Annotated in this window: 11 protein-coding genes; 2 read left to right on the top strand and 9 right to left on the bottom strand. The window is 41.8% G+C overall.

What is annotated here, in order from left to right:
* From ADH27_RS02165 to rplK, 3 genes are all read right to left on the bottom strand, one after another.
* Positions 1-2,511 (bottom strand): accessory Sec-dependent serine-rich glycoprotein adhesin (locus ADH27_RS02165; protein ID WP_048715318.1); only part of this gene is annotated, 2,511 nt, incomplete at its 3' end.
* 156 nt (positions 2,512-2,667) lie between these two features.
* Positions 2,668-3,357: a 50S ribosomal protein L1 gene (rplA, locus tag ADH27_RS02170; RefSeq protein WP_006595851.1), complete on the bottom strand. Its 690-nt coding sequence runs from the start codon at positions 3,355-3,357 to the stop codon at positions 2,668-2,670.
* Between the two features lie 97 nt (positions 3,358-3,454).
* Positions 3,455-3,880: a 50S ribosomal protein L11 gene (rplK, locus tag ADH27_RS02175; RefSeq protein ID WP_006595850.1), complete on the bottom strand. Its 426-nt coding sequence runs from the start codon at positions 3,878-3,880 to the stop codon at positions 3,455-3,457.
* Between the two features lie 160 nt (positions 3,881-4,040).
* Between rplK and ADH27_RS02180 the strand changes: the two genes are divergently transcribed.
* Positions 4,041-4,385: a DUF3397 family protein gene (locus tag ADH27_RS02180; protein WP_006595849.1), complete on the top strand. Its 345-nt coding sequence runs from the start codon at positions 4,041-4,043 to the stop codon at positions 4,383-4,385.
* 59 nt (positions 4,386-4,444) lie between these two features.
* On the opposite strand, the gene ADH27_RS02185 is transcribed toward ADH27_RS02180, so the two are convergent.
* From ADH27_RS02185 to ADH27_RS02210, 6 genes are all read right to left on the bottom strand, one after another.
* Positions 4,445-6,790 carry an HAD-IC family P-type ATPase gene (locus ADH27_RS02185; RefSeq protein WP_048715320.1) on the bottom strand — a complete coding sequence of 782 codons (2,346 nt, stop codon included), beginning with the start codon at positions 6,788-6,790 and terminating at the stop codon, positions 4,445-4,447.
* 84 nt (positions 6,791-6,874) lie between these two features.
* Positions 6,875-7,261: a VOC family protein gene (locus tag ADH27_RS02190; RefSeq protein ID WP_048715322.1), complete on the bottom strand. Its 387-nt coding sequence runs from the start codon at positions 7,259-7,261 to the stop codon at positions 6,875-6,877.
* Positions 7,262-7,362: 101 nt separating this feature from the next.
* Positions 7,363-9,717, bottom strand: a complete 2,355-nt coding sequence (locus ADH27_RS02195) for a DNA translocase FtsK (protein WP_048715324.1) — start codon at positions 9,715-9,717, stop codon at positions 7,363-7,365.
* Between the two features lie 100 nt (positions 9,718-9,817).
* Positions 9,818-10,360: a hypothetical protein gene (locus ADH27_RS02200; RefSeq protein WP_048715326.1), complete on the bottom strand. Its 543-nt coding sequence runs from the start codon at positions 10,358-10,360 to the stop codon at positions 9,818-9,820.
* Positions 10,361-10,438: 78 nt separating this feature from the next.
* On the bottom strand, positions 10,439-11,203 hold the full coding sequence (locus tag ADH27_RS02205) for a hypothetical protein (protein WP_048715328.1): 765 nt from the start codon (positions 11,201-11,203) through the stop codon (positions 10,439-10,441).
* Between the two features lie 90 nt (positions 11,204-11,293).
* A complete protein-coding gene (locus tag ADH27_RS02210) occupies positions 11,294-12,280 on the bottom strand; it encodes a hypothetical protein (RefSeq protein WP_048715336.1) in 987 nt (328 codons plus the stop codon).
* A 232-nt stretch (positions 12,281-12,512) separates the two neighbouring features.
* On the opposite strand from ADH27_RS02210, the gene ADH27_RS02215 reads away from it, so the two are divergent.
* Positions 12,513-13,337, top strand: a complete 825-nt coding sequence (locus ADH27_RS02215; RefSeq protein ID WP_048715338.1) for a peptidylprolyl isomerase — start codon at positions 12,513-12,515, stop codon at positions 13,335-13,337.
* Positions 13,338-13,339 lie beyond the last annotated feature (2 nt).

Below are 13,339 nucleotides of genomic sequence, written 5' to 3' on the forward strand. Positions count from 1 at the left end.
CACATCTGACTTGATGGTCTTGCCTTCTGTATCTACATAGTGAACATAGACGTTACCCTTAGGCTCTTCTTTGAGTTTGTAGATGTAGGTGACATTCTTATCTTCTTTAGCAACTTCTCCAGTTGTAGGATCTGAAGACTTAAGGTGACCTTGGTCATCCACTTCACCAACCGTGTAAGTGCCTGCTGGTACTAATTCATAGGTCTTACCAGCTTTTTCTATTGTTTGTGGGCGGTTGTCTACAACTGTGTCATAGTGTTTATTGATTGGTTGTTCATCTTCATCTTTTACTGAATCTTTGATAGTATTGCCTTCAGTATCTTTATAGTGAACGAAGACATTTCCTTTAACATCAGACTTGACAAAGTAGTAGTTTACATCAGTTGAAGGTTTAATCGCTGTTGGAATTGAGTAGTTATTAGAGAATGATGAGTAACCCTTCAAATTAGAGTATACTTTACCATTTGTTGGTGCTGTAGGATCATCCGCTACAGATCCTTCTGCTTGAATCACTGGAACTTTACCAGCAATGACGTTGTAACTGTTGTTACCAGCACCTGCAGGTGTCAATGAAGGATTTGGGGCACCTTTGAATGGACGTGGATAAGTGTGTAGAGTTCCGTCCATTTGTTTATAAGTATCTGTCTCAGTAGCAGACGACCAACCAGTGATAATGAGTGATTTGCTTCCAGCAGTTTCGTTGACTTCAAGATAGTAGTCACCATTTTTACTGTTTACTTTTGTAACTTTAGTCTCATCAGCCTTCCACTCTTCACCAGCTTTGTTAACTTTACTTGTGTAGATGAGTGTGTATTTCGATACATCTTCAGTACCAATATCAGATGTAGCAAAGTTATTCACTTGAGATGGATCAAGAGCGTAGAATTTCGTTACAGTTGAGCCATCAGTATCCACGATTTCAGAAATACGTTTCACGTAGTAGTGGTTGGCACCACCTTGAAGTTCGACCAGTTTTTGACCGACAACACCCTTACCAAGGATACCAGATGTTTTTTGAGTTGAGTCAGTTGTTGCTGGAACTTGTTTGTAACCAGGGATTTCACGATTTCCTGAAGCTGTGAATTGCTGACCTGCAAGACCTGTTTGAGTATAGCTTGCAAGAACTGTTTCATTTCCAGTTGGTTTGTATGGTTGTCCTTCTGTGTACTTGCTACTGTCAACAACTCTATAGTAAGTTGTTTGATCAGCTTTAGCATAAGGAACAGAAGTTTGAACGTTTGGCTTGTCTTCATTTTCGTTACCTGGGTAGTTGGTATCACGGATTTGAAGTGTTTCATACTCAAGGTTAGCATTTACCAATGAGAAGGTTACGTTACCTGGATTAGTTCCGTTAGCAGCTGCGTATGTCAAAGTGTTAGTTACATCAGAGTTGTTGTTTGTGATGTAGCTTGGAAGTGAGATATTGCTTTCTCCAGCTTTGAGGGTACGAGTGTAAACTTCTGATCCATCAGATTTCTTCACGATACGCAAGTAAACATCTGGGTTAGCTGAAAGGCTACCAGTGATGGCAGAACGATCTACTGCAAGAGTAGCATAATAATCAAAGTTTGTTTTAGCTCCAGTAGCATGGTTGGTTTTAAGGAATTGCCATACACCGAAAGTGAAACGATCTGCGTTTGGATCTAATGCATAACCTGCTTTGTTGAAGGCTGCATCTTCAATCGTTGCACCATTCGCATTTGAAATAACTGGGTTAGTATCGACGCTACCAGTAGTGCTTGTTGAGATTGGAGCCAACTGTGCAGCTACTGCTGGTGCACCATTAACAGTTGTATTCCCATTGAAACCTGCATCCTTCAAGGTTGCCATCATATCATCTACTGACTTGTTCAAGCGTTCTCGTTGTTCAGCATATGATTGTGGTTTTACTTCAGAATTGCTCGAAGCTTCTTTTGTTGGCAATTCAGCTTGAACTTTTGCAACAGCCTCTTTGATAGCAGCTTTCTGCTCTTCATTTTGATGGTTGGAAGCATATTTTTCTGCTATTTGATTCAATAAAGCTGCTTCAGAAGCATTTTGTTCCAAGATTGCTTTATCATCCGATGCTACAGCACTTTCGACCACTTGGGATGAACTTGCTGCTTGAGCTTTTGTTTCTGTAGCAGTTTCATTTTGAGAGACTGAGACTTCTTTCGAACCTTCTTCAATTAATGGAGCTGCTTCAGGTGAAACGACTGGAGCACTCACTGCTGTAGAGGAAGAAACTACTTCGTTTCCTACTTCATCCGCAAACGTAGTAGTTGCAACTGTAGTAGCACTTAGAACTGCTGCTGCCACTACAATCCCTTTTAAGAGGTGACGGCTCTTAGCAGAAACAGCATCTTCACGCACCTCAGCAACAACCGTCTCTTCGACTTGACCTCGGATCACTTTGAGCAAACCAAAGTTTGAAGTGGCTGCACGCAACCAGTTCTTACCTGACTTGATCAACTTGAAACGAGTCACTCGATCAGTTTCACGGAATTCTCCGTTTGAACGTTTAAAAATCATTTGATTCTCCTTAATTTTTATTTTCACCTATATTATACCTTTTTCCTGTACTTATGCAAGCGTTTTAATATTTTTCGTATTCATCATCAAGGTGGAACCTTCTAAAATCATTCAAACAAATAAAAAAAGCTACCCGAAGGTAGCTTTCATTTCTAATTAAAGTGAGTTAACATCCACTTTGATACCAGGACCTTGAGTTGTAGTCAAAGTCAAGCTAGTTACGTAAGTACCTTTAGCTGTAGCTGGTTTTGCTTTTTGGATAACATCGTTGAAAGCTTTGAAGTTTTCAACCAATTTGTCAGCGTCAAATGACACTTTACCGATGATCGCTTGTACGATACCTGCACGGTCAGCACGGTAAGTGATTTTACCACCTTTAGACTCTTCAACTGCTTTAGCAACATCCATTGTTACAGTACCAGTTTTAGGGTTTGGCATCAAGTTACGTGGTCCAAGGACACGTCCAAGACGTCCAACAAGAGCCATCATGTCAGGTGTAGCGATAACAACGTCGAAGTCCAACCAACCATCGTTGATTTTCGCAACAAGGTCATCTTCACCTACGAAGTCTGCACCAGCAGCTTTTGCTTCTTCAGCTTTTGCACCACGTGCAAATACAAGAACGCGAGCAGTTTTACCAGTTCCGTTTGGCAATACCATTGCACCACGAATTTGTTGGTCAGCTTTTTTCACGTCGATGTTCAAGTTGTAAGCAACTTCTACAGTTGCATCAAATTTTGCAAAGTTAGTTTCTTTTGCAAGAGCTACAGCTTCTTCTACGCTGTATGCTTTTGTGCTGTCGATTTTTTCAAGTGCAGCACGAAGTTGTTTGCTTTTTTTAGCCATTTTATCTTTCTCCTTGTAATGTGGTCATATCGATTTTCATCTCCCACGTCACTCGTCTCATGATCAAGTGTATTGCGGGCAAATAGGATTGTTACAATTAGTCAGTAACAGTGAATCCCATAGAACGAGCAGTACCTTCGATCATACGCATTGCAGACTCAATGTTTGCAGCGTTCAAATCTGGCATCTTAGTTTCAGCAATTTCTTGTACTTGCGCACGAGTAACTGTTGCAACTTTCGTTTTGTTAGGTGTACCTGATCCTTTTTCAACACCTGCAGCTTTTTTCAAAAGAACAGCAGCTGGTGGTGTTTTTGTAACGAAATCAAATGATTTGTCTTCATAAACAGTGATCACAACTGGGATAATCATACCAGCTTGGTCAGCTGTACGAGCGTTAAACTCTTTAGTGAATCCCATGATGTTGATACCTGCTTGACCAAGTGCTGGTCCAACTGGTGGAGCTGGTGTAGCTTTACCAGCAGGGATTTGCAATTTTACAAGTTTTTCGACTTTTTTAGCCATTTCTTAAATCCTCCTTTGTGGTTTTGGCGGTAATTACAGATTTTTACCTCCCACAAGTATGCTCTGCGCATACCTTTCTATTATACACTATTTTCTTCCGAATGCAAGAAAAAATTTCATTTCCATCACACTTTTTTTACTTTTGTGATAAAATGGAGGTATGTTAATAAAAGTTGCTTCCCTTGTATTTATTTTTTTGACCCTGATTCTCAGTGGGATTATTATTCGAGTCTTTAAACTGCGTCGATATGGCTGGAATTTTGCCGATCTTGCTTTTCCTCTGTTCGCGCTTGAATACTATTTGATTTCAGATGCGGCCTACTATCATAATTTGTTGCCGCAATTGTTATTAGCTTTGTCCCTCTTAGCTATCGGCTTGACTATCTATTTCTTGAAAAAGAGACGTAGCTTTTACTATCCGAAATTTTTCAAGTACTTTTGGCGCGCAGGCTTTCTCATTACCTTCTTCCTTTACCTTATTATGACGATTAGCCTCTTTATCTGATTTTAATAATAAAATAACGGTATTAACTAGATCCAAGATGATTTAGCTAATACCGCTTTTTATTTGTTTCTGGACTTATGCAGATGGGTCACCAAGGTATAGACAAGACGATTCATCACCCATAAGACTCCTTCCATGACCAGTCCTAGGACAAGAGTCAAGATCCAGCCAGTCAGATGAAGGTGGCTGAGATTAAAAATGGAAGAAAATACAAAGACCGACAGAGAAAATCCAGTTACATTAAGAAGGATGATGCCCAATTTTACATGATTGAAGGGAAGGCTGAGTTGGTATACTTTTGTAAAGCCAATCAAAGCCAGCAGGTAAATCGAGATGGTCGAAATATCTCCCTGACTTAATCCAAGGAAAGGACCCAGAACCACAAGAAAAAGGACCGATATGAGATTGGTCAAGGCAGCTGGAAGAGCTTGCTCTATCACGGTTTCAATAAAGTCTCCTTCTATCCGGGCACGATTCTTCTCCAAGGCCAGTAAGAAACCGGGGATTCCGATGGTAAATCCACTGATTAAGGACATCTGAGAAGCCTGAATGGGATAAGTGAAAGCAAAGAGAATGGCCAAAATAGCCAATAATATTGAAAAGATATTCTTAACCAAAAAGAGACTAGCCGAACGTTGAATATTGTTGACCACTCGGCGGCCTTCATCTACAATCGAAGGCATGTGGGAGAAGTCTGAATCTAAAAGCACAACCTGAGCCACCTTTTTGGTCGCATCATGCCCCGTATTCATGGCAATACTACAATCAGCTTTTTTCATAGCGAGGATATCATTGACCCCATCTCCTGTCATTCCGACCTTATGACCATCTGCCTGCAAGCTCTCTACGAGGATTTGTTTTTGCTCTGGACTAACCCGTCCAAAGACTGTGTAGGTCCGTGCTGCATATACTACCTCCTCATACGTCTTAAGCTGACTCGCATCGACCACTTGATCTGCATCAGGAATACCTGCTTTCTGAGCAACGGCAGCAACTGTCACAGGATGATCCCCTGAAATAACCTTGATGGTCACCCCTTGTTTTTGGAAATAAGCAAAGGTTTCAGGAGCAGTCGATCGTACAGGATTCTCCAAGACCAAAGCTAGGAGGGGAAGGACTGGAGCTTCTAATACTTCCGTCAATTGCTCCCCCTGGTAATGCCCCAAAATAAGGACACGCGCCCCTCGTTCAATCTCTCGCTGCCAGACTTCTTGGTAAGCATCGAGATCATCTCGAAGCAAAACATCCGGTGCCCCTAATAGGTAAATGCCTTGTTGGAACTGAAGGCCCCCAAATTTCTTCTTAGATGAAAAAGGAAGACGGTCTTGAACGGTCCATACTTGGGTGGGTTGGACTGAGTGATACTGCCGAATGGCCGTAATAGTATCATTCTGATCCTCACTTGCTTGGAGATAGTGACTTAATATTTCTCTGCCTTCTTTTTCATCTAGTGCCAAGGGGAGGAGCTCACTCACCTGCATCCTGTGTTCGGTAATGGTTCCCGTCTTGTCTAGACAAAGGACGTCGATACGAGATAGGGTTTCAATCCCCTTCATACTGTTGAGTAGGACCTTTTGAAGGGCTAAACGGGTTGCTCCAAGCACCAAGGCCAGGGTCATTAAGAGGTAGAGCCCTTCTGGAATCATCCCAATGATGGCACCGACCATGGAGGTAATGCTAACTTTGAGGGAGTCTTGATTTCCTAGATAACTCTGCAAGAACAAGAGCAAGCCAATCGGGATGAGAATCATTCCGATCATTCGGACGAGACCATCCACAGCATGAACCATTTCGGATTCTTCGTGTCCCTTGACTTTCTTAGCAGATAGACTCAGCTGATTAATATAAGATGCATCTCCTACTTGTTCCAAGACGGCAACTGCTTGACCTGAGATAACAAAACTTCCTGACATGAGTTTCTGATTCTCACCTTTAGGGATTTCATCTGCTTCACCTGTTAATTGAGACTCATCAACCATGATCGAACCATCCAGAACCTTTGCATCCGCATAGATCTGATCCCCTGCTTGGAACAAGACGACATCCCCCTCTACCACCTGGTCGACAGGAAGATCTAGCCGTTCTCCTTCACGAATCACTCGAGCTTTCTCCACTTGAAGGAGGCGCATCTTATTCAAAATCCGACGGGACCGCAATTCTTGAACAATCCCAATCAAGGAGTTAACGACCACAATGGGAACAAATAACATATTGTTCCAAGACCGTACTAGTATCAATAAGATAGCTAGAATACCAAAAACCAGGTTGAAATAGGTAAAGACATTTGAATAAATAATCTCTCTGGTCGACTTTTCTGCCGTGATGGTTACTCGATTTTGTTTTCCTTCTCTGATTCTGCTTTGGACTTGCTCATTCGTTAGCCCGCTATATCGCTTCTCTTCCATATTTTCTTCTTTCTTATTTCTGTATCTAGTTTAGCAAAAAGAATGTCTTCTGGCTTGAGACTAGAGACCGAAGATTGTGTAGATCTATTCGTGAAGTTCAAGAGGCAAGCCATCTGGATCAAAGAAGAAGGCCATTTTGCGCCCATCAAAATCATCCACCCGTAGCTCTGTATGAGGGATTCCTAATTGGTCAAACTCTGCTAGACAGGCTTGAACATCTTCCACTTTAAAAGCCAGATGACGGAGTCCGGTATGCTCTGGATGAGGGAGAAAGGGTCTTTTTGGGGCAGCTGGTTTGATAAATATTTCCAAGGTCAGATTTCCCTTTCGAATATTAAAGAGAATATCCTGCTTTTCTGGTCGATGGTGTTCGTCTAAAGGTTCAAAGCCTAACTTATCTACATAAAATTCTCTGGTTTTATCATAATCGTGGCCAATAATGGCAATGTGGTGAATGGTATCGAGATGCATCTGCTGTCCTTTTCTTTTTTATCGTAAACAAAACCTGCCCCTTGTACAGGCAGGTTTTTGCTATTGTCAAATATCTCATTCCTTCTTCATCTAAAGAAAGATTAATTGGTCTGTAAGACCTTTCTTGGCTTGGTTCCTTCAGCTGGTCCGATGACACCCGCTGCTTCCAAGTCTTCCATGAGGCGAGTGGCCCGGTTAAAACCAACCGATAAGCGACGCTGAATCATCGAAGCACTGGCTTTTTGAGTTTCAATCACGAGCGCCTTTGCCTCTTCAAAGAGAGGATCGCCTTCGTCTGAGCCACCCATACCTCCATCAAAGTCTGACTCAGATACTTCACCTGGATCGAAGGCATCATCATAATCCGCTTCAGCTTGCTCTTTGACGAAGTTAACAATCCGCTCCACATCGTCATCTGAGATAAAGGAGCCTTGCAGACGAATCGGATGATTTTCATCAATCGGTTTAAAGAGCATGTCTCCACGACCAAGCAGTTTCTCCGCTCCATTTTCATCCAAGATGGTCCGTGAGTCGGTCCCGGATGATACCGCAAAAGCGACACGAGAAGGCACATTGGCCTTGATCAAACCTGAGATAACATCAACCGATGGCCGTTGGGTTGCCAAGATCATGTGGATCCCTGCTGCACGCGCCTTCTGTCCGAGGCGAATAATAGCATCTTCCACTTCTTTACTTGCGACCATCATCAAGTCTGCCAGCTCATCCACAATGACCACAATCAATGGAAGGGGCACTTGCTTCATCTCAGACTGTGCATTGTATTCAGCCACCTTGGCATTAAAGCCAGCAATATTGCGAGCGCCTACTTTCGAGAAGAGCTCGTAGCGATTTTCCATCTCATCGACAACCTTTTGCAGGGCTCGACTGGCCTTGCGTGGGTTGGTCACCACTGGGATCAAAAGGTGAGGAATATCATTGTAGACAGAAAGCTCCACCATCTTTGGATCGACCATCATAAATTTGACTTCGTCCGGACGGGCCTTCATCAAGATACTCGAAATAATCCCATTGACCGCGACTGACTTACCAGATCCGGTAGACCCTGCTACCAAGAGGTGGGGCATCCGGGCCAAATCAAAGGTCCGCGCTGAACCATCTACGGCCTTCCCAAGAGGAATCTCAAGGAGTTTAGCCGGGTCTGTCTTGGACTGCTCCCACAATTCACGGAAGGAAACGGTCGCAATCTCTGAGTTGGGCACTTCAATCCCGACCAGAGACTTCCCTGGAATCGGTGCTTCAATCCGCACATCCTTGGCTGCTAGGGCCAAGGCCAAATCATCTGCTAGGTTGGAGATGCGGTTGACCCGCACACCGACAGCTGGCTTGACTTCATATTTGGTAACAGAAGGACCGATTTCTGCCCGCTCCACTGTTGCCTTGATGTTAAAACTTGCAAAGGTCTCTTCCAAGATGCGGATATTCTGGCGAACGATGTTTTTCTCTTTGGATTGATTTTTCGGCTTGTCAGGTGCGAAGAGATCAATCGTTGGAAGTTTGTATTGAAGGAGTTCCTTAGGCGTGAAGTCTACAGTGACTTCTTCATCCATATCCTCCTCTTCTGCGACTTCCTCCATCTCCTCTGGGGAGTCGTCCGACCATTCTTCCGAATAGCCTTCCTCTTCATTTGGTAGATAAATTTGAGGATAGGCCTCCTCTGCGGGCGCTTCTGCTTCGATCACAGGTTCCATGACCTCACCTGTCTCAAGATCTACAGGATAACCTTCTGTACTCACGGGACTAGCTTCTGCAAGTTGATCGATGCGGGCAGCCTCCTCTGCTTCTGCTTGAAGGGCCTTCTTCTCTTCACGCTCGACAAAGCGCTCTTGGCGACGAATTTCTCGTTTTTCCATAAAGGAGTGAAAAGCTGCGACAGCCTGCTCATACAAGTCATAAACCGAATAAGAACTCATCAAGAGAAGTCCTAATACGATCAAGAGTCCTCCAATGAAATAAGTCCCGATGTTCGAGAGCAAGAAGGCAATCGGCGTGTACAAGATAGCACCCAGTAAACCACCTCCTGCAAAAGAAGAGACGCGAAGGTGCACGAGGTCCCCTAAGATACGTGAGAAGGTTGGCCCGAAAGAAGAGCCTTCAAGTTTCAAGAGGGAGACAAAGTAAGCTTGATAGATTAGTAGCAAGCCTGCAAAAAGACTTAAAAAGCCAGACAAGGTTCCCTCATGCTTCTCAATCCATTTGAAAAAGAAGAGGTAGACAATAACAGCCGTCATCGCGACGTAAGCCAGACTACCTACCAAGAGACGGATAAGGTTGTAGGTCACTAAACCTAAGGCACCTAATCGTAAAAAGGCGAAAATGAAGACGAGAGTTAAGACAATCGTCATGATCATTCGGCGAATTGCTTTTTTTCTTTCTATTTCTGCTTTAGACAGTCGTCTTGTCGACCGTGTTTTTTTTGATTGATTATTGTTTGCCATAACCTTTATTATACCACATTTCTAGACTAGTTCTCTAGTAAAATCCTTTTCTCTCATCTGCGAAAGCAACAAAAAAACAGTACCTCACAGGCACTGTTACTTATAGATTTTTCTTTGGGTGGCGGTCGACGATAACTTGATGCTCTTTCAGCGCTTGTTTTCCTTTTTCCGTCAACTGAAAGCCCCGAACTGTGAACTCTTGTGCCAACTCTTCTTCGGTAAAGTGATCCGCCAAAGCTCGGTTCAAATCGGCTGCTTTCATTTTGGACAAGCCCGCGACTCCCTTCTTTTTGAGAATGGCTTTTTTCATGGTCGCATTGATATGGTCCAGCGAATCAAAAGCGGATTCGATAACAGCATACCCCTTATCTACCAAAGATTTCAAATGTTCCGAAGCATGAATCCCATAGGTGTATTCGAAGTACTTGGGAAACCAATTCTCCGTCGTAAATGTTCCAAAATGGATCCGCCACAAGAGAATAATATCCCCTGCAAGCAAGCCATCTTGAAGCAACTCCATGTTTCGTTTAGAAACAGGCTTTGGATCCAACAACCAAGCTTCCAAGTCTCTCTCAGACGAAATATAAGGTTTCACCTCGTGGTCTGCATAAAATTTTTCTAGTATATCTGAAATAGTTGTCATCTGTTTCTCCATTTTAATCCTATCCCTCTTGAACTGTTTATACCTTCATTTGGAAAAATTCTGTTTTGATTGGAGGATTTATAGATAATTCCCCTCATCCTTCAAGTATTGTTGCGCCTTTTGAACGATATAGAGCGACTCATCTTCTGAAATTAACTTGCTAAAGAGCTCTTCCGCTCTAGACTTATCGCCTTTAAGAGTAGCATTCAAGGCTTGGTAGTAGATCATTTCCAACTGCTGGTACTTGAAATCATTGCTTAAATCTTCAAAATAATCATTGCTTTGGTGGGCAATGGTTAAATCATAAAGAGCGAGACAAATCTTTTTAGTTTTCTCAGCAAGTATAGGGTCTGTAATGGTCAATTCATTCAATCGAGCCTCCAGCTCTTCTCTAGACAAATCAGGATCCGTCAGCACGATCGAACGAATAAGATAACTCTCAAAAAAGTTCTTATATTTCTGCGGTAGTTCCTTCTGACTGAGTGCTTCCCTTACTTCTTTAATGACAGTATCGAAATCTCCCATCATAAAAGAATAGGCAACCGATGTCAGCTTCATATCTATCTGTAAAATGGGCTTTTTCACATTCTTGTTCAACTGAAGGTATTGCTGCCAAAAAGCTAAATCTAAGTCTACATGGAGCAAGGTGTTGCACTTGTTGGTATAGCTCTTCTTGAGCAAGTGGATAAATAAAAACAAGGCTGCAAGGACCAAAACGAGGCCAGCAGTCTGAAAAAGAGTATCTGTGACCACGAACCCAATGCAAACAATCAAAAGCATAGCCAAGACGCCTGCAGATCTAATATAGAGTCTATAATTTTTGCGTAGAGTTTTATAATCCAATTTGTGTCCTCCTATTCATGATTCGATTTTTGAAGAAATCAGCTTCTCCTAAATCGAACAATTGAATCTTACTAGTCGTTTTTTCATCCTCTACTTCTCCTCATTTTTCTCAATGGTTTCCTCTCCCATAATTTCCTCACGAAGTTTCGAATGCTCTTCCAACCACGTCTTGGCCTCTTGACTATTATGAATTTGAGTATCAGATACTGAGAAGTCATCATTATAGGCATAAACAGTCAAAAGATCTTGCCCTTTTGGTGCAAACCAGTGAAGAAGAGTTTCAAATACCTCCTCCTGTGTGACCTTATCAGAACGAATAGAAAGCGTCCATCCATTTCTTATAATTTTCGATTCTAGATCAGGATAAAGAGTGTAAAGATTGATATCTTTCTCTGAAATTACATTATATGAAATACCTGAAACTATGGAATTTTCAGGATTTAAATATTTCTTTGTGTGTATGACTTCATCAAAATTTGTTGCACGGGATAGCGCGTAAATATCTGAGTCCTGAGAAAATTTAGTATCCATTGGAAAATCTTCAATTTTTTCTGTTTCTAAATTTAGATATACATCCTTAAAAGTAGGAATTTTATGCGACAGGTCTTCCAATCTTATTCCGAAATAACTGACACCATTGCGGTAGTAAAATCCAAACAGTTCTTTTGGCAGACTGTATTTATTAAAATCACGAACAATTCGGTAAATATCCAACTTTCGCTCTGGCAGATCATCTTTTTCCAAATTATAAAGAATTAAGTTCCAATACTCTCCCTTTATTTGAATATTTGTCGTAGATCGTTCAGAAACTTCAGCTAGCTTTCTTTCGTAAGTAGCGGCATATTTTTTTCCAACACTCAAATAGGCATTAGCAGGTGCTAGAACATATTGATTTTTATCCCCGAATAGTTGAATATCAGACCGCTTCATTTTAGATAGACTTACAAACGTAATCTTTGGTAATTCATTTTTAGGCAAGGTGTCAGAGCTTGACTTATAAAAAACTACTGAAGCTAAAATCAACAAGAGGGTAACTATCGTAATAAATTCTATATGTCCCTTAACCCACTTTTTCATTTCCTTGCTCCTACTTTTTGATACAGAATGATACAAATTTTATCTTAAGAAGAGAAATTTCTTTGTTAGATTTAATAAATGCTCATTATCCCAACAAGATAGTTCACCTCCCATCATACCTTATTTTTCATAGGCCCGCAAGCTGAATATCACCTCATTCCAAGGCTAGATTTGAATCAAATGAAAAATTAAGGTACAATAGAGGATAGACTAATGTGTTGAAAGGATTAATATGAAAAAATTAATTGCCCTACTTGTATTTTCCGGTTTAGCTTTGGCAGGATGTGGCTCTAATCAATCAGATACAAAGACATCCTCTAGCTCTGCTTCAGAAACTAAGCAAACAACTACTTCTAGCGTAGATGCTAGTGAACAAAAGAAATTAGATCAGCTTCGTAAGGATATCCAAGATGCGATGACCAATGAAAATGCGGTCTTTCCTCAGCTCTCCAACGAAGTTGCTGAAGATGAAGCTGTCGTGAAAATCACGACCAACAAAGGGGACATTACCGTTAAGCTCTTTCCGAAATACGCACCTTTAGCCGTTGAGAATTTCTTAACCCACGCTAAGGATGGCTATTATAATGGCCTCCTCTTCCACCGCGTGATTAATAACTTTATGGTCCAAACAGGAGATCCTAAAGGAGATGGTACAGGTGGTGAGTCCATTTGGAAAGGAAAAGATACCTCTAAAGATTCAGGAGCAGGCTTTGAAAATGAATACTCCCCTTACCTCTACAATCTTCGTGGTGCTTTAGCCATGGCCAATTCTGGACCAAATACAAATGGTAGCCAATTCTATATTAACCAAAATAAAGAAGACTGGTCCAGCAAGCTTCCAACTGAGCGCTTCCCTGCTAAAATCATCGAAGCCTATAAGAATGGTGGAAACCCTACTCTTGATGGTGGGAACTACACTGTCTTTGGACAAGTCATCGACGGCATGGATGTAGTCGACAAAATCGCCGAAGTTGAAACGGACGACAAAGACAAACCAAAAGAAGATGTCAAAATTGAAAAAATGGAAATCGTAAAAGACTACGATTTCAAGAAATAAAC

Source organism: Streptococcus sp. 343_SSPC (assembly GCF_001072385.1).
Taxonomy (GTDB): Bacteria; Bacillota; Bacilli; order Lactobacillales; family Streptococcaceae; genus Streptococcus.